Raw genomic sequence first — 23,497 nt, forward strand, 5'->3', positions numbered from 1 at the left:
TGTCTAAACATGGGGGGCGTTCTTGCAGTTTTTTTGTCGAGTTATGGGCCTTGAGAGGAACTTCAGCGCACAACAAAAGCCAGCCTTAAGCGGCTGGCTTCAGACGTGCCGGATTTAATTGTTGATAGATTTCAACTCTTCTTCGGAGAGTCCGGTTGCCTTCTGCACTGAAGGACAATCCATTCCCATAGACAGGAGATTCTTTGCTATTACCCGTTTGGCTTCTAGTTCACCTGCCGCTGTACCCTTGGCGAAGCCTTCCCTAAGCGCACCATCCCGCTGCGAGGCTTCGTCCATCAGAAACTTCTGGCGGTCCTCATATTTACGGCGGGCTTCTGAATCCTGGCTCAGAAATTCCAGCGTCTCCATCGCCTTCTTCAAGGCTGGCTCGTTCATTTGCAGCACCTCCCAATCAGAGTAGTCAATCCCTTTTAGAAATAACAGCCAGTTCACAAGGCCGCCCTCGCCGGGTATAAGCGGCTGGTTCAACTTGGGCAGCTCCAGGAAATGAATCTCGATATCGTCTGTCAGCGGCGCTCCGCTGCTGTCCTCCCGCAAATGAAATACACTATGGGTATGTTCATTGGGCAGCACCTTATAATTCAGAATGTTGATCGTCACGCACTTCTTGAGATCAATATATTTGCCGTTGACCTGAAGCTGGCCGGCATACCGTTTGCTCCAATAATACAACGTGCGTTTCTCAATATCATATTTGTTGAAAAGCTGCATCTCGATGTTGATTAGCTTGCCGTCAACCGTCTTCGCCCATATATCAAATATCGCCTGCTTATCCAGCGGATCATCCTTATCCGTATAAGGATTAAGCAGCACTACTTCCTCCAGCGGAAGATCGCCCGCATCCAAGAATATCCGGTTCAGAAAAGCGAGCAGTACATCCTTGTTGCCCTCGCTTGCAAATATCCGCTTAAATACAAAATCCACCCGGGGGTCCAGCATTTCCATGGTATCGTCTCCCGTTAACGTTATTATACAGCCTGAAAAGCAAAAAAACACCATACCCCGCAGTTCAAAGCTGCGTGATACGGTGCTTCCGTAACAGTCAAAGCTATAATCGCTATTAATGGCCCTTAATCATTATTGCCGCGTGTCCGGTTGCGCAGGAAGGTCGGAATATCCAGCTGATCAGAGCTTGTCTGATTCCCGAATGGACGAAGATTCTCACTCTTGCTCTTATTATCAGCAGATGGTTCGCTGTTTGCCGCAGGACGGCGTACAGGAGCTATGGGAGAAGGCTTGTGTTCAAAACCGGTCGCAATAACCGTAACCTTGATCTCGTCCTTCATGCTCTCTTCGATAATGGCACCGAAGATCATATTCACTTCAGGGTCCGAAGCAGAGGTAACAATCTCGGCGGCTTCATTCACTTCGTACAGGGAGAGGTTAGAGCCGCCTGTAATATTCATAATGACGCCGCGCGCACCTTCGATGGAGGTTTCAAGCAGCGGGCTCATAATCGCCTTGCGGGCCGCCTCAGATGCCCGGTTCTCGCCGGTGGCAATCCCGATGCCCATAAGCGCTGAACCGCGCTCCGTCATAATCGTCTTTACATCGGCAAAGTCAAGGTTGATCAGGCCGGGAACCTGAATAAGGTCGGAGATGCCTTGTACCGCCTGACGGAGTACATTGTCCGCTTCACGGAAGGCTTCGAGCATTGGAGTCTTCTTATCCACAATTTCCAGGAGGCGGTCATTCGGAATCACAATCAGCGTATCAACCTTTTCCTTGAGCGCTTCGATTCCAAGCTCTGCCTGGTTGGCACGTTTTCTGCCTTCAAAAGTGAACGGGCGGGTCACGACGCCTACCGTCAATGCTCCGCATTCTCTGGCGATTTCGGCAATGACAGGCGCTGCGCCTGTTCCGGTACCGCCGCCCATGCCTGCGGTAACGAAGACCATATCCGCGCCCTTCAGCGTATTCGAGATCAGATCGCGGGATTCCTCTGCCGCCTTCTTGCCGACCTCAGGATTCGCTCCTGCGCCAAGTCCGCGGGTCAATTTATCTCCGATTTGTAATTTATGCTCCGATTTGGCCATATGCAGCGCTTGGGCGTCTGTATTAACCGTGATGAACTCAACACCCTGAACGCCATTTTCAATCATCCGGTTCACAGCGTTGCTTCCGCCGCCGCCGACGCCGATGACTTTTATTTGCGCCAAACTCTCCATTTCAAAATCAAATTCCAACATATTGTTTCCATCTCCCCCTCGAGTAGTGCTTGGATGGCCAGTCCAAGTATATCTGGATTACACTTATATGAACTCGCTAAACATATTCTTTAGTCGTTCCACCAGACCCGGCTTCTTGGAAGAATCCTGAACCGGCGCTGCGCTCTGCTTGCTGCGGTTAACGGTCTTCTTGTTGGCACTTCCGCCGCTGCTCCGTCCGCGGTAGTTACGTACCACATTATGAAGAATGCCTACGCCGCCGGTGAAGCCGGGGTCGCGTACTCCAATATAATCCGGAACAGCGATCCGTACGGAGGCTGCCAGCTCGTTCTGGGCTACCTTAAGCACCCCAGGCATCGATACTGTGCCACCCGTAAGTATATAACCTCCCGGGAGCTCCGTATAACCAAGCCGCTTCACTTCCTGGCGGATCAGGTGGAAGATTTCCTGGACTCTCGGCTCGATAATCGCAGCCAGATCTTCCTGGTTGAATTCCTTCTCTACATTGCTGCCGATACGCAGGACCTTGAAGACGACCTCCGAAGCGGCATCGTCGATCCAGGCACAGCCGTATTTCAGCTTGACCTTCTCGGCCTGGTCGGTAAGTGTCCGAAGTCCATACGCAATATCATTGGTTATGAATTCTCCTCCGATCGGAATCGTGGAGGTTGCACTAAGGGAACCTTCTTCATATACGGCTATCGTGGCTTGTCCGGCACCTATATCCACCAGTACAGCACCCATCGATTTCTCATCTTTGGAGAGCGCTAATCCGCCAGCCCCGAGAGACATAAGGACAAGATCTTTAACCTTCAGACCTGATTTCTCCACGCAGCGGAGCAGATTATGTATGGGGGTTTTGGCACCGGTAATGATCGTGGCCTCCACTTCCAGGCGGACGCCAATCATTCCGCGCGGGTCCTGAATGCCTTCTAGGCCGTCGACGATATACTGCTTGGCGACAACATCAATGACCTCGCGTTCCGGCGGGAGTGCAATAACCTCCGCTGCCTTGATTACGCGGTCGATGTCATCTTCGCCGATCTCACGGTCCTCATTCTGAACGGCAACTACGCCGTGGCTGGATTGCAGGCCGATATGATTGCCGGATATGCCGACATACACCTCGGATATTTGAATACCGACCATTTGCTCCGCATGCTCTACGGCACTCCTGATCGATTGCACAGTCTGATCGATGTCTACAATCGCACCCTTGCGTATCCCTTCCGAATCAGCAGATCCAACGCCAATAATATTGAAGGTTCCACTAGTAACTTCCCCGATTATTGCCCGAACTTTGGATGTACCGATGTCCAAACTAACAATGATGTCATTGTTGCTCAAGCCCTATGGCACCTCCTGTTATAATCATAATAAACATGTCTTTGATCCCGGTCGCGGGAAACATCTCTGTACATATTCAACATCCCTAATCCTTTCCCTCTTTTTTCAACAAATTTTTTGAGAGGAATAATATGACAAGGTATTCACGTGCAGGCAGACGCTCTCCGCTTAGCGGGATCAGCACCTGACATTCAAACAAGTGGAAACGGCATTGTCGTCCGTTTAAGGACGATACCGTTTCAGCGAGAAATAGAAGGATAATGAATAGCGTGAAACCTATACATTCTTATATTTTAAGAAAAACAAGAGAACAGCGGCTATATCCTGGATTGCATCTCAAAAAATCCGCAGAAAAAAGAGGGATATTGCTTATTACCCGTAAAACAGATTGTAGCATTTATTCCGCTCTATTAGTAGGGACTATTTACTCTTGTGCATCTGCGTCTTCTCCGGTGTCCCCAGCTTCAGAATGGAAGGGAACATAGGAATCAGCCTCCAGCATTTTGATCAGTCCCGGCTCCTCCGTCTGAATCACCTGATTCAAATAGCCTACTTTATCCTTCAGCAGTGAAATGGCCGTTATGACCTCAAAGCGTGAACGTGTGTAGAGCTTGATCCGGTCAGGAAAAGATAACGTCGGAGAAGGTACAATCTCCGATATATCACTGGTCAGCTCATTCGGAATGCCGGCCAGCGCCTGGCACAGCTTGGTCTTATAAGGATCGTCAGCCTTCCAGTTAGTCAATATCGGCTTCTCTACAGCAATTCCGGTATCCGTCACAGAGACGGCGGCTCCGCTTGACAGAATAGCCTCCAGCACGCCTGCCTGGTCCAGTTCATAAGCAACCGCCGGGTACTCCTTCACAGTGATCGTAACCACACCGGGGAACTTCTTGCTGACCTGCGCCTCCTGAACCGTATTCAGCTTCTCCAGTGCCTCCCCCACGGAATCTCCGGAGACTGCGAAGAACTGTCCTCCGATCTTCAGGCCGCTTGCAGCCAGCAGCTGCTCACGGGACGTATATTTATCCCCCTGCATTTCAATGGCTGTAATCTTGCTGATCGACGAACGGAAGAAGATTACAGCCAGCAGCGCAGTAAACAGCAGTGCCAGGATGATGATGATTTTACGGTTTTTTCTCTTGCTAGGCTTGTCCTCTTTCAAAAGAGGTATTCGCGTTTTTGGCATTCTCATATCTCCGTAATAAGGCCCTGTCTCCTTCCTCACGGCTACGCCGAAGGAGACAGGGAGCTTTAATTGGCCAAATCCAGCGGGTCAGGCACCGGCACCTTGCGGCTAATGCGCGCCCCCAGCTTTTGAAACAATAATTCGATGCCGTCATATCCCCGGTCAATATGATGCGCCTGCTCTACAATAGTCGTTCCCTGAGCAGCCAGCCCGGCGATTACAAGGGCTGCTCCTGCCCGCAGGTCAGTAGCCTCAACCGTTGCCCCATACAACCTCTTAACGCCGCGTATGAATGCCCTGTTCAGATCAATGGAGATATCGGCTCCCATCCGGGCCATCTCCTCCACATGCTTGAAGCGCCCTTCGAAGACCGTTTCTTTAATCACACTGAATCCTTCCGCCAGGGACAATAGAACCATAACCTGAGACTGCAGGTCCGTAGGAAAGGACGGATACGGAGAGGTAACAATTCGCTCAACCGCACGGGGACGTCCCATACAGCTGATATTAATTATATCATTGCACACTGTAATTTGAACACCGGCGCGCCTCAGGATGTGGATCAGGGAGGTCAAATGTCCTGCATTGGTGTGTGTCAGCGTCACATTGCCCCGCGTGGCGGCGGCGGCGATCATCACGGTTCCGGCAACAATCCGGTCGGGGATCACCTCATAGCTGCAGGCATGGAGCTTGCGGACACCCTGAATGGTGATCGTATCCGTCCCTGCGCCGATAATCTGTGCCCCCATCGCATTGAGGAAGTTCTGCAGGTCCTGGATTTCCGGCTCTCTCGCTGCCCCGGAGACGGTGGTCGTGCCCTCGGCCATGGCGGCGGCCATCATGATATTCTCCGTGGCGCCCACGCTGGGATAATCCAGATGGATATCACAGCCTCTCAAGCTAGCAGCCCGGCAGCAGATCCGGCCGCCCGTCTCCTCAATCTCTGCCCCGAGCAGCTTCAGGCCCTGCAGGTGGAGGTCGATCTTGCGCTCCCCGATGGCACAGCCCCCCGGCTGATAGATCGTCACTTCCCCGAACTTGGCCAAAAGCGGGCCCATCAGGAATATGGAGGATCTCATCTGCCGCATCAGGTCCTCCGGAACATGAGAGGTCAGGAGAAAGGACGTATCGACGGTGACCGTCTCCTCTTCATGTACTGTCCTGCAGCCCAGCCGCTGCAGAATATGCAGCATCGTTTCGATGTCCAGCAGCTTCGGCACATTATGCAGTGAGTGAACTCCTTCGGCCAGCAGGCTGGCTGCCAGAATCGGCAGTGCCGCATTTTTTGCTCCATGGATACGTATGGTGCCTGACAGGGGGTTTCCGCCCTCAATCACCAATTTGTCCAATGTATCACCTCCGAGATTACCGCTCACCCACCGTAAGCACTTCCTGCACCACGGTCCTGCAGAATCGGCCGGAACGAACTCCGTTTCCGAATCTCAGACATCAAGAAGCGCTCTGGGTGATTGTCACGATTATAGGATCATCCTATGTTCGGAGCTCCGTGTGTGTGACAATGTCAGCCCGGATTCTAGCGTCCCCGTCCTGCAGCCAGCCTGCGGAGCTCGCTGACAACCAAGGAGGCGGAATCTCTTTTACCGAGGCGTCTAGAGGCCTCCGACATGCTGTGACGCAGCGTATCCGCTCCGATGATCTTCTGAACCGCTGTGAACAGTGCCTCGCCGCTTAAGTCCTTCTCCAGCAGTACCACTGCCGCACCTTCACCTTCCAGCGCTCTGGCGTTGGCTTCCTGATGATTGTTCGTTACATTGGGAGACGGAATGAGGACAGAGGGTATGCCAAGCGCGGTAATCTCTGCGAGAAAAGAGGCGCCTGCCCGGTTCACGATCAGGGAAGTGCAGGCCAGCACCTCAGGCATATTGTGAATGTAAGGGAGGACATGCAGCCAGTTCGGAATACCGCCCAGCTGCTCGCGTACTGCTTTGCGGGTATCCTCGAAGTAAGACTCTCCGGTGACATACACATAGTGAACACCATTACCCTTACCCACAAAGGGTGCCATTTCAATCATGGCACGGTTAATCGCCTTGGCTCCCCCGCTTCCTCCCACAACCAGTACCACCGTGCTTCCTTCGGGGATACCGAGTGAAGCGAAGCCGCGTTGCGGATTAGCCGTCATGACCGTAGTGGCCCGGGGATTGCCTGTATAGATTACATTCTTGGCCCCGGGAAAAGCCGGCTCTGTGCCTTCAAAGCTCACCGCGACCGTGCTGGCATACCGGCTGAGAAAGCGGTTGGTCAGTCCCGGAATCGCGTTCTGTTCATGGATCAGCGTCGGGATGCCTAGCCGGGAGGCTGCATACACCACAGGTCCGCAGACATAACCCCCGGTGCCGACAACCACATCAGGCTTGAACTCGCGCAACATAGCTTTGGAGGCTTTTACCCCCTTCAGGAACCGCATGACCGTCTTCACATTATCCATCGACAGCTTGCGGCGGAAGCCTGTAATATCAATGGACTGGAAAGGCAGATTCTCCTGGGGAACCAGCTTGCTCTCCAGACCTCGCTTGCCTCCTATATACAGGAAGACAGAATCCGCATCTTCGGATTCCAGTTGTCTGGCTACGGCTACGGCAGGATAGATATGTCCTCCTGTGCCGCCGCCGCTAAGTACAATACGCATGTCTTTCACCTCGCATAACGGGATAAATTAAGCAGAATGCCAAGAGCTGTGAGCATCAGGGTGAGCGAAGAGCCGCCATAGCTGATGAGCGGAAGCGTGATGCCGGTTACCGGAATCAGGCCGATTACCACACCGATGTTGATGACGACCTGAACCGCCACCATACAGACGATTCCTACGGCAAGATAGCTGCCGAAGCGGTCCGGCAGGCTCATGGCTACCTTCATTCCGCGCCAGATCAGCAGCAGGAACAGCAGCAGCACAGCCAGCCCCCCGATGAATCCCAGCTCCTCGGCCAATATGGAGAAAATAAAATCAGTCTGCGGCTCCGGGACATAGCTGTATTTTTGCCGGCTCATCCCGAAGCCCAGTCCGCCCAGCCCGCCGGGACCCACCGCGTAGAGCGACTGAATGATCTGATAACCCGCGCCCAGCGGATCGGACCACGGGTCCAGGAAGGCGGTGATCCGCTGCAGCCGGTAAGGCGCAGCGGCAATGAGTCCGGCGAACCCGGCCAGCCCCAGCGCACCGAGGGAAAGCAGATGCTTCATCCGCGCCCCCGCTGTGAAGACCATCATCATAGCCGCGCCGAACATGACAGTGCCTGTGCCGAGATCCGGCTGAAGCATAATCAATGCGAACGCGGAGCCGATCAGCGCCAGCGGCGGAAGCAGCCCGCGCATGAAGCTGGAGATGTCGTACTCCTCGGTTCCAAGCCACTTGGCCAGGAAGAGGATCATTCCCATTTTCATGAATTCCGAGGGCTGAATGCCGAAGGAGCTGATGCCGAGCCAGCTGCGCGCACCTCCGCGAACCACTCCGATGCCTGGAATCAGCACCAGCACCAGCAGGGCGAAGCACATGAGCAGGAGCGGCCGGGCGAATCTCTTCAGCACCAGGTAATCGGTGTTCGCCGTAATGAACATCGCGATGAGGCCCAGGCCTGCGAACAGCATTTGTCTTTTGACAAAATAAAACGAATCGCCATAATTGCGGAAGCCCAGAACGGACCCGGCACTGTATACCATTACCATACCGATAGCCAGTAAAGCCAGTATCGGAAGCAGCAGCCAGATATCGGGCGCATGACGGGATTTGTTCATCAGGAGCACACCTCTTGCATCCGTAGTAGGGGCTTATCCACCCCCCTACTTAAAGGTTATGCACCGCCTCTTTAAAAATACGCCCGCGCTCCTCATAGGAGGTAAACATATCCCAACTCGCGCAGGCAGGGGACAGGAGAACCACATCCCCCGCTTCCGCCAGGGTGGAAGCCTCCCGCACAGCCTGCTCCAGCACGGCAGCGGCACTCTCCCCATTATCGACGGAGATGACCGTCTTTACTCCTGCCTGCCGGGCTACAGACGCCAGCTTGTCCCGGGTCTGCCCAAGCGCTATCAGCGCTTTGACATTCCCCCCCAGGACAGGCAGCAGCTCCATATAATCCGAGCCGCGGTCCAGGCCTCCGGCGATAAGAATGACCGGCTTCCGGAAGGAGTCCAGTGCCATGGAGGTCGCTTTGGAATTGGTAGCCTTGGAATTGTTGTAATAGGCGGCCCCTGCCTTGTCTGCTACATACTCCAGCCTGTGCTCCACCCCGCGGAAGGAAGCCAGCACCGGACCCAGCACCGCCGGGTCCGCCCCTGCGGCAATGGCAATGCCGCAGGCAGCCAGCGCATTCCCTACATTGAAGCGGCCGGGAAGTCCGATAGAATCGACAGCGGCTATTTCGGTCTCGCTTCCGCTGGAATCGCGGTAGATAATAACGCGCTTCAGTTCATCAACCCTATCCGCCACATAGGACGGGCGGACGAAGATACCCTGCACCAGCTCCTCGTTCATGGAGAAGGGCATAATTTCCGCCTTCAGATAGGGCACCAGCTCGCGGCAGACCGGATCATCCCAGTTCAGCACAGCGGTGTCCTCCGGTCCCTGATTGGCGAACAGCTTGGATTTGGAGGCTACATAATCCTCCATGCCTCCATGGTAGTCCAGGTGGGTCTCAGCGACATTCAGCAAGGCAGCAATCTTGGGCCGGAACGCTTCCGTGCCCTTCAGCTGGAAGCTGCTTAGCTCGACCACCATCCAGTTGTCCGCGTCAGCCTCCTGTGCGGCCTGTGAGAGCGGCGTTCCTATGTTCCCGGCCACAATGGGGCGCATCCCTGCTGCCTCCAGCATATGACCCACCCAGGTCGTTGTAGTGGTCTTGCCGTTGGAACCGGTGATGCCGATCATCGGGGCAGCGCAGAGATGATAAGCTACCTCTACCTCGGTCACCACCTCAATTCCCAGCTCCAGCGCCTGCTGCACCGGAGCGACCGAATAAGGAATCCCCGGATTCTTCACAACCAGCTGCACACCCTCGTGGATCAGGTTCTCCGGATGCCCGCCGCATAGAACAGAAATTCCCAAAGATTCCAGTTCGGAAGCTTCGGGACTCTGATCTCTTTCCTTTTTATCATTGACCGTCACCACAGCGCCGTGTTCATGCAGCACCTTGGCCACCTGGACGCCGCTTTTGGCGAGCCCCAGGACGACCACCTCTTGACCACGGTACAGATCCGGATGTTTCATTCGTTACAACCCCTTGATGAGATATAGTCCAGCTGCCGCCAGCACGAGGCCCACCGCCCAGAAGGAGACGACTACACGCCACTCCGACCAGCCGCCCAGCTCAAAGTGATGATGGATCGGGCTCATTCTGAATACCCGTTTGCCGCGCGTCTTAAACGAAGCGACCTGAATAATTACGGACAGCATTTCAACCACGAAGACTCCGCCAATCACCACAAAGAGCAGCTCGGTCTTGGTGACAATAGCAATCGCGCCAATCGCCCCGCCGATCCCGAAGGAGCCAAAATCGCCCATGAACACCTTGGCAGGATGGGCATTGAATACGAGAAAGCCAAGCACTGCGCCAATCATCGCAGCGGCACAGACACCAGCGGCAATCGAGGTTGCCTGCATCGCTACCACCGCGAAGGCAGCGAGCGCAATTGCGCTTACGCCTGATAACAGACCATCCACACCGTCCGTGAAGTTAACGGCATTCGTGACCGCCATCATCATCAGCACAATGAACGGATAATAGAACCAGGGGCCCCAGTCGAAGCTGAAGGAGGTTCCCGGAACGCTGATATTCGTACTATGCCCGGCCGAGATCAGCAGGACGCTGAGCACGACACCGACCAGCAGCTGGCCCAGCAGCTTCTGGCGCGCCGTAAGGCCGAGGGAGCGCTTGAACACAATTTTGATATAATCATCCAGGAATCCAATGAGTCCATAACCCAGTGTAGCGGCCAGCAGTACATAGAAATCCGAATTAATGACCGAGAATTTCAGAAAAGACAGCGTGAACGCGACCATGATAATTACGCCGCCCATGGTAGGGGTTCCCGCCTTTTTCAAATGAGTCTGGGGCCCGTCGTCACGAACCTGCTGTCCCAGCTTAAGCCGGCGCAGCAGCGGTATGATCAGCGGAGCGGCAATGACCGCAAGGATAAAGGACACAGCAATAGTCAGCAGAAGTAATTGATAATCCATGGGTACACCCCTCCTTAGTTAGCATTCGCTTCAGAATGTTCTTTCAAGCGGTGGAGCACTTCTTCCAGCCGCATCCCTCTGGATGCTTTGAACAACACAACATCATCATTGCCGCACATCGCAGTCAAGGCATTGATCAAGGCTTCTTTATCTGTAAAAGCATAGATATGCCCGGCCTCGAACCGCTCCGAGGCCGCCGCCGCAAGCTGCGCCGACAGCGGCCCGAAGGTGAATACATCATCCGTCAGCTCCGGGTCGAGATAGCTGCCGATCTGCCGGTGGAACTGAAGCTCCTCCGGCCCGAGTTCCAGCATGTCCCCCAGCACCGCGATTCTGCGGCCGCTGCATTTCATGGACTGCAGCACATCAATCGCCGCTCTCATGGACGTAGGGCTGGCATTATAGGCATCATTCAAGAGCACCAGCCCGCTTGCCGCCTGAATAACCTCAATCCGCATACCGGTCAGCTTGAGGCCGCTTAGTCCTTCTGCCATATTCTCATCGGTCACCTTATAATGACGCGCCACTGCAAGCGCAGCGAGCGCATTAATTACATTATGCTGCCCCGGCAGCGGAAGGGTGAAGGCACGCTCCCCATGCTGCAGCGAGGTGAAGGTCATTCCCCCGCTGTGGGTCATCAGGCCGGTCGGATAATCATCATTGTCATCCGACTGCCCGAAGCGGAAGGTTAGCAGCCCTTCAGGCGTGCGGAAGCCTGGCTCTGCCAGAACCTCGGCAAGCAGCGGCTCATCCCCGTTATAGATCAGCAGCCCGCCCGGCTGAAGTCCGTCCACAATCTCCAGCTTAGCTCTGGCAATCTCCTTGCGGGAGCCAAGCTGAAGCAGATGGGATTCGCCGACATTGGTAATTACCGCTACGTCAGGAGAAGCGAGCAGAGACAGCAGGGCGATCTCTCCCCGTGAGCTCATGCCCATCTCCAGCACAGCGATCTCAACATCGCTGTCCATGGAGAGAATCGTAAGCGGCAGGCCGATATGATTGTTGAAGTTCCCTTGGGTCTTGTGTACCTTGTACTGCACTTCCAGCAATGCCGTAATCATATCCTTGGTCGTCGTCTTGCCGTTGCTTCCCGTTACGGCAACCACCTGGGGGGCCACCTCGGCCAAATAGGCGGAGGACAGCTTCTGAAGTGCCGCTAAAGTGTCCTCTACCAGAATAACCCCGCCGCCTGCGGGTGCAGGCCCCTTATCCCTCTGCCAGAGGGTAGCGGCAGCTCCTGCCGCCAGCGAAGCGGCCGCATAGTGATGGCCGTCGAAGTTCTCTCCAACGAGCGGGACGAACAGGCAGTCCTGCGATATTTTGCGCGAGTCGGTTACGACTCCCTTAATCTCTATATCCTTAGCTTCGGACGAGGACAGCTCTCCTCCGCACATTTCCGCGACGTTATGCAATGTTCTAATAATCAATAGCTTCGGCCCCTTATCACTTCTTTGGCAACGATGCGGTCATCGAAGTCATGAACGACTCCCTTGATCAGCTGATAGGTCTCATGACCTTTCCCCGCAATCAATACTACATCGCCGGGGCTTGCCATTTCAATAGCTTTTGTGATGGCTTCCCTCCGGTCCGGAATCATCTCATAGCGCTCACGCGCCACGCCATCCTCACGCAGGCCCGCCTCAATATCAGCCAGAATCTGCAGCGGTTCCTCCGTCCGCGGGTTGTCGGAGGTGACTAGCACATGGTCGCTGTATTTCGCAGCTATTTTGCCCATGAGCGGCCGTTTGGTCGTATCGCGGTCCCCGCCGCAGCCGAAGACAGTAAGCACCTTGCCCGCAGCGAATTCACATACCGCCTTCAGCACATTCTCCAGACCGTCCGGCGTATGCGCATAGTCAACGATTACCGCGAAATCCTGCCCGGCATCCACCGATTCGACACGGCCGTCCACGCCGGCAACCGACTCCAGACTGGCCTTGATGTCCGCAAGCGGCACATCCTCCAGCAGCGCAGCCGTAATAGCCGCAAGCGCATTATAGACGTTGAACTTGCCGACCATGCGAAGCGAAATATCCGTCTCACCCTTAAACGTCTCCACGTGGAAAAAAGTTCCTTTGGCGGTGATCGATATTTGCGAGGCCCGGACATTAGCAGCCTTGTCGATACCATATGTAATGACCTCCGCTGCGGTCTGGGCGGCAAAATAGGCGCTGGCTTCATCGTCGGCATTCAGCACGGCATACTTGCGTTCTTCCTTCCACGGAGAGATCACGTTGCCGAGCCGCGAGAAGAACAAGCCCTTCACAGCACGATACTCCTCCATCGTATGGTGGTAATCCAGGTGATCCTGGGTCAGATTCGTAAAGATCGCGGTGCGGTAGTCAGTCCCTTTCACCCGGCCCTGCTGGAGTGCATGGGAGGATACTTCCATTACACAGCACTGCACGCCCTTAAGCGCCATATGATTCAGGCTGCGCTGAAGCTCCAGCGACTCCTGTGTCGTACCGGACATCGGATAGCTCTGACCGTCATACCGCATCTGGATTGTACCGATCAGGCCGGTCTTCACCCCATGATCCTGCATGATCCGTTCAATCAGATACGTAGTCGTGGTCTTGCCGTTGGTACCGGTGATGCCGATCAGCTTCATCCGGCTGCTCGGTGAACCGAAGAAGGCATTGGACAGCACAGACATGGCATACCGGCAGTCATCCACCACGATCTGCGGCAGGTCAATGTCCAGCTTCCGTTCGCAGACCAGGGCAGCCGCGCCCTTGGTAGCAGCCTGAGGTGCGTAATCATGTCCGTCCACTGTATGTCCGGGCAGACAGATGAACAGATCGCCCGGACCCACCTTGCGTGAATCGGCCTGCAAATCCGAAATTTCTATGTCTCCGTCCCCATATAGATGGGCAGCGGCCAGACAAGAAGAGAGTTCTTTAATTAACATACCTATCCCTCACTCTGCATTTGTACTTGTAAGTTTTTCAGTATGGGATTACCGTGACTCCAGAGAAGTTTTGGGCTTCCGGCCGCTGTTGTCCCCAGATTTCTCTTAATCAAACCGCTGCTTGCGGTAGAAATCCGGTGACAAAGGCGGACGCTACCGCTCCTACAGCTCCAAAATTCCCTTCCGCCACTTTTCCCTGTCTGTATATTTTCAAGTTCAATTTTTTTAAATCATTATATAACAAATTTCAGGGTTCACTTGGCGTACCCATGTAAATCCGGATCGTAGAGCCCTGCTGCACTCTTGCCCCCGCCTTCGGAGCCTGATTGATCACGGTGTTGCCGGTGCCGGAACGGACCAGCATGAAATTCATATTCAAATCCTCATAGATATCCTGAACGGTGGCTCCCGTAAGATCAGGAACCGTCACTATCGGGGTCTCGCCGTATTTATAGGTTCTTGGCAGCTGATCCTTACGCTCTGGAACCTTCAGATACAGAAGAGAATCCTCAAGAATATTCTGGACAATCGGAGCGGCTACTACACCCCCGAACTGAATTCCCTTCGGGTTATCGACTGCCGTATAGACCACGATCTGCGGATCATCCGCCGGGGCGAAGCCGATAAAGGAAACGATATGCTCCGTTGGAGAATACCGGCCGTTGATTACTTTCTGTGCTGTCCCTGTTTTGCCGCCCACACGGTAGCCGTCAATAAATGCCGGTCGGCCTGTGCCTTTGGCAACCACGCTCTCAAGGGCAGCCCGCACTTTCTTCGAGGTCTCCTCCGAGATCACCTGCCGCACTTCCTCCGGCTCAGTCTCGGAGACAACATTCCCGGTGTCCGGGTTAATCCAGGCCTTGGCCACATGCGGAGTATACAGCTTGCCGCCATTGATGGCTGCCGATACCGCAGCAATCTGCTGGATTGGCGTGACGGATACCCCCTGGCCGAATGCAGTAGTCGCCAGCTCCACCGGGCCCACCTGGGCCGGCTTGAACAGAATTCCGTTCGCTTCACCGTTCAAATCAATGCCCGTCTTGCTCCCGAAGCCGAAATCCCGGATGTACTTGAACAGCGTATCCTTACCCAGACGCTGTCCCAAGGCTACAAATCCCGGGTTGCAGGAGTTCTCGACCACTTCAAGGAAGGTCTGGCTTCCGTGTCCGCCCTTCTTCCAGCAGCGCAGCTTAGCTCCGCCAACCTCAATGTAGCCCGGATCAAAAAAATGCTCATGCTGCAGATCCACCTTCCCCTCCTGCAAGGCCGCAGCCAGCGTGATGATCTTGAAGGTGGAACCCGGCTCATACGTCATCCAGATCGGAAGATTCCGGTTATATACTTCGGCATCGTATTCCTGGTAAGCGCCCGGCTCATACCCCGGCCGGCTGGCCATCGCCAGAATCTCGCCATTGCGGGGGTCCATGGCAATAGACCAGGCCCCCTGCGCCTGATATTTCACCATGGCCTGATCCAGCTCGCGTTCCATTATAGATTGAATCTGCTTGTCGATAGTCAGCTGCAGGCTAAGTCCATCCTGCGGCTCGGTGTACTTCTCGGAGGACCCGGGCATCAGCCGGCCTCCCGCATCGGAGAGATAGGAGATATTGCCCGCGCTCCCCTGAAGCAGCTTATCATAGATGCTCTCAATTCCGGTAATCCCCTGATTGTCAATTCCGGTGAAGCCCAGAATATGTGCGGCCAGATCCCCGAAGGGATAATACCGTTTGTTATCCTCAGCGACAACGATGCCCGGCAGCTGCAAATTACGGATGCTCGCGGCAAGCTCCATCGTAATTTTGCGGCCGCCGGGCTGCAGTTTCACTGAGGCCTTCTTTTGGGTCAGCAGCTGAACCAGCTTCTCCTCGGTCATGCCGAGCAGCGGAGCCAGCTGCTTCGCGGTCTGTTCCTTCTCCTTCACCTGTACAGGAATGGCATAAATCGTAGGTGAGCTGATGTTGTAAGCCAGCGCCACCCCCTCCCTGTCCAGGATCTCGCCGCGCTTGGCGGTGAAGGGGATGTTCCGCCGCCATAAATCCTCGGCCCTCTCGCTCAGCTTCTCACCCTGGGTTAATTGTACATAGGCAAGACGCACAGCCAGCGCGCCGAACAACACGGCCAGTCCCAGCAGCGTCCACAGCATTCTCCGCCGGCTAACGACTTTCGATACCTTCATTGTGTTCTCCCCGCTTTCACTCATAGACATGATCTCTTACCTTCATGACTATTCGGGACAAACAGGGGTTAGAACAAGCCTATATGGGTGTTATTCTGCAGCTTCTTCTTTCTCTGCATCGCCCGCTAAAGCAACAGGAATATTCTCGCCATATTCATTGAGAGGGCTAAGCTTCAGCGCTACCTGCGTTTTTCCCTTATTCTTGGCCTGGCTCTGTTCTGTGACATAGCCTTCTCCCTCAACGGAGATTCCCACCTTCAGCAGGTTCAGAATCTCCAGGGCATCGCGCAGAGACTGGCCGCGCAGATCAGGAAGCGTCACATTCTCTCCCTGCTCGCTTAACAGATAGATCCGCTGCCCGGCGGTCAGGGCGGTGCCTTTCTCAGGGTACTGACTGACCACATTTGCCCCTTGGCCTACAGCTTCGAAATCAAAGCCCTGATTAATGAGCAGCTGTCTCGCCGCCTTCACCGTCTTGCCGGTCAGATCCGGCGCTTTGCGCTGGGTGGCAGCCTCGGCCTTCACCGTCTTCTTGTCGGCAGGACCTGTGACATCCCCCGCTTTGGGCACGCCCATATAAGGAAGCGCCTGGGAGACGATATCTTTGAAGACCGGACCCGCCGCAGCACCGCCGCCGGCCGCATCGGCAGGTTCGTCAATAATGACGAAGACTGCGATCTTAGGGTCATTGGCTGGTGCATAACCGAGGAAGGAGGAGCGAACCTTATCGCGGTCATACCCGCCCTTACCATCCGGCTTAATCGCCGTACCTGTCTTACCTGCTACCCGGTATCCCTCAATGTAGGCATGCCGGCCGGTTCCGTGCTGCTGATCTGCCACTACCTGCTCCAGATAGCTGCCCGTCTCCCTTGCACTTGCTTCGGAGAGCACCTGCCGCACAACCTCCGGTTGGGTGACCGTGGTCTTGCCGGTGTTCGGATCGGTAACCTCCTTCACCACATGCGGCACCAGCAGCTTGCCGCCGTTCGCAATCGCAGCGACGGCTGTGAGCTGTTGAATCGGAGTCACCAGCAGCTTACCGTGTCCATAGGCAAGCGTCGCATTCTCTACCGCCCTGTTCGGATCAGGGTTGACAATACCCTTAACCTCTCCCGGGAGGTCAATGCCTGTCTTTTCCGTGAACCCGAAATCCGTGATATACTGCAGCAGCTTCTCCTTGCCCAGCATCTCATAACCGAGCTTGACGAACGCAACGTTACTCGACCGCTTAACTCCTTCGAGGAAACTAATGGTTCCGTAACCGGCTCTGTTCATATCATAGATAGGCTTGCTGTATCCCTTAATTCGGACGGAACCAGACTTGAAGCTGGCATTCGGATTGAACAGCTTCTCCTGCACGGCACCCGCCAGCGGTACAATCTTGAACGTTGAACCCGGCTCGAATCTCGTCATAATAGCATGGTTAAAGAAGCCGGCCGCATCCTGATTCAGATCATAATACTCATTCGGGTTAAAGGTCGGCATATTCGCCAGACCCAGAATTTCCATCGTCTTCGGGTCGGCCGCAATAACACTGATCGACTTCGGCTTATACTCCGCATACGCCTTTTTCATAGCCTCTTCAATGTAGAACTGAATCGTGCTGTCAATCGTCAGCTTGTAGTTGCTTCCATTCACCACAGGCTTGAACGTATCCTTCGAATCGGGCAGCTTGATGCCCCTGCCGTCACTCTGGTAATTCAGCTGGCCGTCCGTACCGGAGAGCTGTTTGTTCAGGAGCTTTTCCAGTCCCATCATCGCTTTGCCGTCCCTGTCGGTATATCCCAGAATATGTGCAGCGAGCGAACCCTTCGGATAATAGCGCTTCTGCTCCCGGACGAGTCCGACTCCGGTCTCCAGCGTATTATGCTCCTTCTTGAGCTTCTCAACGAAAGCCGTCACTTTATCTTTCATTTCCTCATCGATTTTCCAGCCCTCATTACGGATTTCCCGGTTCGTCAGATATTTCCCTTTTTCATTCTTGGCCTCCACCAGCTTCTTCAGCTCATCCACCGGCTTACCAAGCAGCTCATGCAGGCCTTGAATCACCTCTTCACCGATCTTTTTCTCGGCAATGACCTCTGGGTTAACCACCACCGTGTAGGCCGGCACATCGCTGGCCAGAACATTGCCGTTACGGTCTTCGATCACCCCGCGGACAGCCTTGATGGTTGAAGTATGAGCCCACTGCTTAGCTGCGGTCTCCTGCCACTCCTTGCCTTGCAGAACCTGGATCCAGAATACTCTGGCGACTAAAACAAGAAAAAAGAGGGTAATACACCCTCCTATAAACAGCGTGCGAAGTTTGATTCTCTTAACCATAAGGTACCTCACAACCTCTATTATTGCGATTGCCGTTCATCGCTATTTTTTACCGGCTTTGTCAGTAGCCTGGCTGCTAAGCGGAACATAGATAGTAGACTCCTCAGAAGGGACCACAAAGCCCATTTCCTTCGCCCGCGGGACGATTGTCTGCTCCAGCGTCTGCTTCTCCATCTGATAGGTGGCAATTTGCTTTTTGTTCTTAGCGATTTCGCTGTCCAGCTTCTGGGCCTGCATATTCAAATCGTAAATATGGACGTAACGCCAGATCAGGGAGGCTGCTACCAGAATAAAGGCTCCCAGCGTCAGCATGTACAAAAGCTTCTCTTGCAGCGGCAGCACTCTGCGCCTGGTGACAACTTTCGTTTTCTCACGGTACAGCGGGTTTGCCTCTTCTTTTCTCTTTGGTTGAACTGCTAAATTTCCGCGGGTATAAGCCATCTCTGATTCTCCTTTATCGTCATCTACAATTTCTCTGCGACACGCAGCTTGGCTGAACGGGCACGCGAGTTAAGCTCCAGCTCTTCTTCCCCCGGCACAATTGGCTTGCGGTTAATTAGCTTCAGGGTGCCTTCGGCACCGCATACACAGTACGGCAGGTCAGGCGGACAAGTGCAACGGCTTAGATAGCTGCTGAAGATCTGCTTGCAGATCCGGTCCTCCAGCGAGTGAAAGGTAATAACGGATACCCTGCCCTCAGGCGCCAGGCAACGTACAGCAGCATGCAGGCCTTCCTCAAAAGCTCCCAGCTCATCATTGACGGCAATCCGCAGCCCCTGAAAGCTCCGCTTCGCCGGATGTCCCCCGGTCCTTCTTGCCGCCGCAGGAATGCCTTCTTTAATCAGTTCGGCCAGCTCTCCGGTGGTCTCCACCGGGCGTTCTTCCCTGCGCTCTACAATCTTCCGGGCAATCCGCCGTGAGAATTTCTCTTCTCCATATTGGAAAAGCACCCTGGCAATGTCCTGCTCACTCCAGGTGTTAATGATATCCGCCGCGCTCAGCTGCGCCGACTGGTCCATCCGCATATCCAGCGGGGCATCATGATTGTAGCTGAAGCCTCGTTCCCCTTCATCAAACTGCGGAGAGGATACACCCAGATCAAAGAGAATCCCGTCTACTTGGGGAACTCCGTCCTTTTGCGGAACAAACGGCAGTCCCTTCAGCACCTGCTCCAGATCGCGGAAGTTGGTCTTGACGGTCACCACCTTGTCGCCGTATCCGGATAATTTCTCCTTCGCATTGTTCAGCGCCCAGTCGTCCTGATCCAGACAGATCAGCCGTCCCCCGCCGCTAAGCTTGGATGCGATAAGGGCGCTGTGCCCGGCTCCCCCGAGCGTACAATCTACATATAGGCCATCCTTCTTGATGTGCAGCCCTTCTGTCGCTTCTTCTTTTAGTACCGTGATGTGGTGAAACAAGCTGCATCCCTCCAAGGCAGTAATTCGAAATGTTATGTTTTATAGATCAAAATTGAAATCCACCAATTTCTCGGCGATTTCGTTGAACGATTCCTCTGACTGTTCGAAGTACTGCTCCCATAGCTCTTTGTTCCAGATCTCCACCCGGTTCGAAACGCCCAGAATAACACAGTCCTTGTCCAGCTTGGCATATTGCCGCAAGTTTCCCGGCAGATTCACTCTGCCTTGCTTGTCCCATACACACTCAGTCGCTCCCGAGAAAAAAAAGCGGCTGAAGGCACGGGCATCCGATTTCATCAGTGAAAGGCTTTTAAGCTTTTGCTCCATGATTCCCCATTCTTCCATGGGATAAACAAACAGGCAGGAGTCCAGGCCGCGGGTCGCCACGAAGGAGGTTCCGAGCATGTCACGGAATTTGGCCGGGATAATGATCCGTCCTTTATCGTCAATGGTATGCTGGTATTCCCCCATAAACATGATCTATTCCCACCTCTACATCCCGATTCCCCACTTTGCCCCACTTTTCACCACCTAAGCATAATAGATTCGCCATTAAAAATCAAAAACCTTTTTCCGGAGCAAGGTAATTTTTTCTTATTTGTCAAGAGGCTATTCTTGCATCCCCTGCGGACACGTAAAAGCCCGGGCCAATGTGATTGGCTCCGGGCTCGTGCAGATCCATATCCTTAGTCGTTCAGATTCCAGCTGTCCAGATACTCGACTTGCGCCTGTGTCAGGCTGTCGATGGATATCCCCAGACTTTCCAGCTTGTAACGCGCTACCTGCTCATCCAGCTCATAGGGAACATTCTCCACTTTGACACCAATGCTCTTATAATTGTCATTCACATATTTAAGGGACAATGCCTGAAGTGCGAAGGTGGTATCCATAATCTCTGCCGGATGACCATCAGCTGCGCCAAGATTCACCAGACGTCCTTCGGCCAGGAGGTACAGCTTGCGTCCGTCCTTCAGCTGATACTCTTCGATATTCTTGCGTACCGTCCGCTGCGACAGGGAGCGCTCGGCCAGCTCCGGCTTGTTGACTTCCACATCGAAATGTCCGGCATTGCAGAGAATCGCGCCATCCTTCATCACATCATAATGCTCACCACGGATCACATAACGGTTACCTGTGACTGTAACGAAGAAATCACCCTGCTTCGCAGCTTCCAGCATCGGCATGACATGGAACCCGTCCATGTGGGCTTCTACCGCCTTGATCGCATCCACTTCCGTTACAATCACATTCGCTCCAAGACCCTTGGCCCGCATTGCTACACCTTTACCGCACCAGCCGTAGCCCACCACAACCACGGTCTTGCCGGCCACAATCAGGTTGGTGGTGCGGACGATACCGTCCCATGCCGACTGTCCTGTACCGTAACGGTTATCGAACAAATATTTGCAATAAGCGTCATTTACCGCCACCATCGGGAATTTCAGCATGCCCTGCTTCTGCAGCGCCTTCAGGCGGATAATGCCGGTCGTTGTCTCCTCAGCTCCCCCGCGGATATTCTCCATCAGGTCGGGGCGCTCGGAGTGCAGCAGTGTGGCGAAATCGCCGCCGTCATCGATAATGAGATCCGGCTTGCTCTCCAGTGCCTGGATGTTCAGTGCCTTGAACTCTTCCGGAGAAGGATTGTACTTGGCAAATACGGTAATGCCGTCCTCCACAAGCGCAGCACACACATCGTCCTGGGTAGATAACGGGTTGGAGCCGGTAATCGTGACCTCAGCGCCACCAGCCTGCACTACTTTGGCCAGATAAGCGGTCTTGGCTTCCAGATGAAGGGTGATCGATACCTTGAGCCCCTTGAACGGCTGCTCTGCTTCGAACTGCTCACGGATACGGTTCAGTACCGGCATATGCTGGCGAACCCAGTCGATTTTGAGATGCCCCTCGGGTGCAAGCGACATATCGGCAACAATACTGTTTTGCTTGGATAATGAACTCATGGTAGGACCCCCTAGAATAATTTGCTTACATATAAATAATACGGTGTGTTCCGCTGTAGTCAGCAGGCACAGCCATCAATTCCTCCAGCCATTCCAGCCCATACCGGTTCAGATAATACATCATATTATAGACACGCTCCTGAAGCTTACCCAGCGGCATTAGCGATAGCTCGATCCGTTCCCACTGGCGAAGTGCAGCCTCATTCTGCTTCTCCATCGCATCCAGAGCTTTGCCCTGCAGGAAGGAGATCTGGTCAATAATCTTATCCTTGTTATTGCCGCCCAGCTTCAGCAGACCTGCCTGAATGCTGCCAAGCTGCTCGATCAGCGGCTCATACATCCCGGAGAATACTGTCTTAATCTCTTCGAATTTGTCTTCGAGCTTCAGCTCATCCTGAGCGCTCAGCCACGCTTTACGTTTATCATCCAGACCCGTCTGCACATCCGTGAAGGACAAGCCGTATTTATCCATATGCTTGCGAAGCGTTCCCTCAATCACTGTAAAAGACATACGCGGAATAATCAGCGGCATCTGTCCGTCCAGCACCCTGAAGGCTTGATGCGGAATCGCCCAGTAAGCCATTTCCCCTTGTCCGAGCACCGTAGCGAGTACAGGAAGTACATAATCCTGCATCAGCGGACGGGTTAGCACATTGTTGCTGAACCGTTCGGGATGGCTCTCCAGCAGCTCCAGCAGCTCGGAACGGGAGAACGAGACAGTAGCTTTCCGGTCTGAGAACCGTCCCTCCACCTTATGGAGCAGAAGCCGTGCACCTTCATGGATATAGAAAAGATTCGCATTGCCGGGCGTCACATCCGCCTGCAGCTCATATCCGCTGGCCGTAATCCGTTCAGCTGCTGCAAGATAAGCTGCCTCCAGCTCGTCATTCCGCTCAATTATGGAAGCGAACATGGGCGCTTCCAGCCTGCGCAGAGCAGGATCGGCCGAATCCAGCAGAATCAGTCCGAATTTGCCGAACAAAGACCCCATTAGCTTCGCAAACGCCTCCGTCATATTCCCGGCACCTGTGGATGCAGCCGTAACCAGCTCCATCAGCAGCGGTTTGAATTCACTGTCCTGCAATAAGCCGTCCAGCTGCGTAACCGCCTGAAGCCAGCTCTCGGCATCTACCTGGATCTCGCTGACCGAGGACCGGGGACCTTCGCCTTTATCCAGCTTAATCCGGGTAATTTCGCCTGTCCGGTTCAGCACATACGTATGATTGACCTCATCCCAGTCATGATCCTCACCCGCAATCCAGAACAGCGGAACGACCGGCCGGCCAAGCTGGGCCGCTGCCTCCCGGGCCGCCTGAATGGTAGTAATGGCCTTATAGACCACGAATAGAGGCCCTGTGAACAAGCCGCTCTGCTGGCCACCTGTCACCACCAGGGTATCCGGCTGTTCCAGCAATTCTATCGAGCGGAGGACGGCTTCATGGGTATTGTGTTTCCCGTTGTAGCTGCGCAGGTACGATACAACCTCTGCGCGGTCTGCCCGCAAGCTTCCTGTACGATCAAGCCACGCTGCGCGTTCAGCCCGGCTCTCCGGGCTGCGGAAGTCCCCGCCATACAAATGTCCTACTGTTTCGTATTGATGTATATAGTCACTGGCGAGCGCAGATCCGCCCGGCAGTGGTTCCGGTACAACATTCATCGATAATGGCCTCCTTGTTCTGCAATAACCCGCTGCTATATGTAATTCATAAATCGGTAAACCCTTTATGATTGTATCCAAAGTTGGGTGCGGCGTCAAAGTAATATACGCCATCCTTATGAAGGATATCCGTAAAT

Annotated in this window: 18 protein-coding genes; all 18 read right to left on the reverse strand. The window is 54.2% G+C overall.

Annotated elements, in window-relative coordinates; all coding sequences use genetic code 11:
• Positions 1–114: 114 nt before the first annotated feature.
• The 18 genes from NYE26_RS22235 to bshC all read right to left on the reverse strand — a co-directional run bounded on the left by NYE26_RS22235 (position 115) and on the right by bshC (position 23,360).
• The gene (locus NYE26_RS22235) at positions 115–966 is read right to left on the reverse strand and encodes an Rpn family recombination-promoting nuclease/putative transposase (RefSeq protein WP_339250202.1); all 852 of its coding nucleotides are present in this window, start codon (positions 964–966) and stop codon (positions 115–117) included.
• Positions 967–1,091: 125 nt separating this feature from the next.
• On the reverse strand, positions 1,092–2,210 hold the full coding sequence (gene ftsZ / locus NYE26_RS22240) for a cell division protein FtsZ (protein ID WP_036724269.1): 1,119 nt from the start codon (positions 2,208–2,210) through the stop codon (positions 1,092–1,094).
• Positions 2,211–2,273: 63 nt separating this feature from the next.
• Positions 2,274–3,536, reverse strand: a complete 1,263-nt coding sequence (gene ftsA, locus NYE26_RS22245; RefSeq protein WP_036690197.1) for a cell division protein FtsA — start codon at positions 3,534–3,536, stop codon at positions 2,274–2,276.
• A gap of 424 nt (positions 3,537–3,960) precedes the next feature.
• The gene (locus NYE26_RS22250) at positions 3,961–4,725 is read right to left on the reverse strand and encodes an FtsQ-type POTRA domain-containing protein (RefSeq protein ID WP_036724271.1); all 765 of its coding nucleotides are present in this window, start codon (positions 4,723–4,725) and stop codon (positions 3,961–3,963) included.
• 65 nt (positions 4,726–4,790) lie between these two features.
• A complete protein-coding gene (murA, locus tag NYE26_RS22255; RefSeq protein ID WP_036724272.1) occupies positions 4,791–6,074 on the reverse strand; it encodes a UDP-N-acetylglucosamine 1-carboxyvinyltransferase in 1,284 nt (427 codons plus the stop codon).
• 185 nt (positions 6,075–6,259) lie between these two features.
• Positions 6,260–7,375 carry an undecaprenyldiphospho-muramoylpentapeptide beta-N-acetylglucosaminyltransferase gene (gene murG / locus NYE26_RS22260; RefSeq protein WP_036724274.1) on the reverse strand — a complete coding sequence of 372 codons (1,116 nt, stop codon included), beginning with the start codon at positions 7,373–7,375 and terminating at the stop codon, positions 6,260–6,262.
• Between the two features lie 5 nt (positions 7,376–7,380).
• On the reverse strand, positions 7,381–8,478 hold the full coding sequence (spoVE, locus tag NYE26_RS22265) for a stage V sporulation protein E (RefSeq protein WP_339250205.1): 1,098 nt from the start codon (positions 8,476–8,478) through the stop codon (positions 7,381–7,383).
• 49 nt (positions 8,479–8,527) lie between these two features.
• Positions 8,528–9,949 (reverse strand): UDP-N-acetylmuramoyl-L-alanine--D-glutamate ligase, encoded by a 1,422-nt coding sequence (gene murD / locus NYE26_RS22270; RefSeq protein ID WP_339250207.1) that lies wholly within the window; start codon positions 9,947–9,949, stop codon positions 8,528–8,530.
• A 3-nt stretch (positions 9,950–9,952) separates the two neighbouring features.
• Entirely contained in the window at positions 9,953–10,918 is a 966-nt protein-coding gene (gene mraY / locus NYE26_RS22275) for a phospho-N-acetylmuramoyl-pentapeptide-transferase (protein WP_036724278.1), read from the reverse strand.
• Positions 10,919–10,932: 14 nt separating this feature from the next.
• Complete coding sequence (murF, locus tag NYE26_RS22280) at positions 10,933–12,345, reverse strand: UDP-N-acetylmuramoyl-tripeptide--D-alanyl-D-alanine ligase (protein WP_339250209.1); 1,413 nt, start codon at positions 12,343–12,345, stop codon at positions 10,933–10,935.
• Positions 12,342–13,829, reverse strand: a complete 1,488-nt coding sequence (locus NYE26_RS22285; RefSeq protein WP_339250211.1) for a UDP-N-acetylmuramoyl-L-alanyl-D-glutamate--2,6-diaminopimelate ligase — start codon at positions 13,827–13,829, stop codon at positions 12,342–12,344. The genes murF and NYE26_RS22285 overlap by 4 nt, the downstream gene beginning before the upstream one ends.
• Before the next feature lie 247 nt (positions 13,830–14,076).
• On the reverse strand, positions 14,077–16,005 hold the full coding sequence (locus NYE26_RS22290) for a stage V sporulation protein D (RefSeq protein ID WP_036724385.1): 1,929 nt from the start codon (positions 16,003–16,005) through the stop codon (positions 14,077–14,079).
• A 90-nt stretch (positions 16,006–16,095) separates the two neighbouring features.
• A complete protein-coding gene (locus NYE26_RS22295; RefSeq protein WP_339250213.1) occupies positions 16,096–18,327 on the reverse strand; it encodes a penicillin-binding transpeptidase domain-containing protein in 2,232 nt (743 codons plus the stop codon).
• 42 nt (positions 18,328–18,369) lie between these two features.
• Positions 18,370–18,768, reverse strand: coding sequence for a hypothetical protein (locus NYE26_RS22300; protein ID WP_036724284.1), 399 nt, complete (start codon positions 18,766–18,768; stop codon positions 18,370–18,372).
• A 23-nt stretch (positions 18,769–18,791) separates the two neighbouring features.
• Positions 18,792–19,745, reverse strand: a complete 954-nt coding sequence (gene rsmH / locus NYE26_RS22305; RefSeq protein WP_339250216.1) for a 16S rRNA (cytosine(1402)-N(4))-methyltransferase RsmH — start codon at positions 19,743–19,745, stop codon at positions 18,792–18,794.
• Between the two features lie 39 nt (positions 19,746–19,784).
• On the reverse strand, positions 19,785–20,222 hold the full coding sequence (mraZ, locus tag NYE26_RS22310; protein WP_036724286.1) for a division/cell wall cluster transcriptional repressor MraZ: 438 nt from the start codon (positions 20,220–20,222) through the stop codon (positions 19,785–19,787).
• A 209-nt stretch (positions 20,223–20,431) separates the two neighbouring features.
• On the reverse strand, positions 20,432–21,703 hold the full coding sequence (locus tag NYE26_RS22315; protein ID WP_339250218.1) for an adenosylhomocysteinase: 1,272 nt from the start codon (positions 21,701–21,703) through the stop codon (positions 20,432–20,434).
• A 25-nt stretch (positions 21,704–21,728) separates the two neighbouring features.
• The gene (gene bshC, locus NYE26_RS22320) at positions 21,729–23,360 is read right to left on the reverse strand and encodes a bacillithiol biosynthesis cysteine-adding enzyme BshC (RefSeq protein ID WP_339250220.1); all 1,632 of its coding nucleotides are present in this window, start codon (positions 23,358–23,360) and stop codon (positions 21,729–21,731) included.
• Positions 23,361–23,497: the final 137 nt, after the last annotated feature.

Origin of the sequence: Paenibacillus sp. FSL P2-0136, assembly GCF_037975325.1 — a bacterium.
Classification (GTDB): Bacteria; Bacillota; Bacilli; order Paenibacillales; family Paenibacillaceae; genus Paenibacillus_AQ; species Paenibacillus_AQ silagei.

Excerpts from the sequence above, each read along its gene's own strand:
- bshC (WP_339250220.1), bottom strand. The coding sequence starts at position 23,360 with ATGAATGTTGTACCGGAACCACTGCCGGGCGGATCTGCGCTCGCCAGT.
- murG (WP_036724274.1), bottom strand. The coding sequence starts at position 7,375 with ATGCGTATTGTACTTAGCGGCGGCGGCACAGGAGGACATATCTATCCT.
- NYE26_RS22250 (WP_036724271.1), bottom strand. The coding sequence starts at position 4,725 with ATGCCAAAAACGCGAATACCTCTTTTGAAAGAGGACAAGCCTAGCAAG.
- mraZ (WP_036724286.1), bottom strand. The coding sequence starts at position 20,222 with ATGTTTATGGGGGAATACCAGCATACCATTGACGATAAAGGACGGATC.
- mraY (WP_036724278.1), bottom strand. The coding sequence starts at position 10,918 with ATGGATTATCAATTACTTCTGCTGACTATTGCTGTGTCCTTTATCCTT.
- NYE26_RS22300 (WP_036724284.1), bottom strand. The coding sequence starts at position 18,768 with ATGGCTTATACCCGCGGAAATTTAGCAGTTCAACCAAAGAGAAAAGAA.
- NYE26_RS22295 (WP_339250213.1), bottom strand. The coding sequence starts at position 18,327 with ATGGTTAAGAGAATCAAACTTCGCACGCTGTTTATAGGAGGGTGTATT.
- NYE26_RS22285 (WP_339250211.1), bottom strand. The coding sequence starts at position 13,829 with ATGTTAATTAAAGAACTCTCTTCTTGTCTGGCCGCTGCCCATCTATAT.
- NYE26_RS22235 (WP_339250202.1), bottom strand. The coding sequence starts at position 966 with ATGGAAATGCTGGACCCCCGGGTGGATTTTGTATTTAAGCGGATATTT.
- murD (WP_339250207.1), bottom strand. The coding sequence starts at position 9,949 with ATGAAACATCCGGATCTGTACCGTGGTCAAGAGGTGGTCGTCCTGGGG.
- ftsZ (WP_036724269.1), bottom strand. The coding sequence starts at position 2,210 with ATGTTGGAATTTGATTTTGAAATGGAGAGTTTGGCGCAAATAAAAGTC.
- NYE26_RS22290 (WP_036724385.1), bottom strand. The coding sequence starts at position 16,005 with ATGAAGGTATCGAAAGTCGTTAGCCGGCGGAGAATGCTGTGGACGCTG.
- NYE26_RS22315 (WP_339250218.1), bottom strand. The coding sequence starts at position 21,703 with ATGAGTTCATTATCCAAGCAAAACAGTATTGTTGCCGATATGTCGCTT.
- spoVE (WP_339250205.1), bottom strand. The coding sequence starts at position 8,478 with ATGAACAAATCCCGTCATGCGCCCGATATCTGGCTGCTGCTTCCGATA.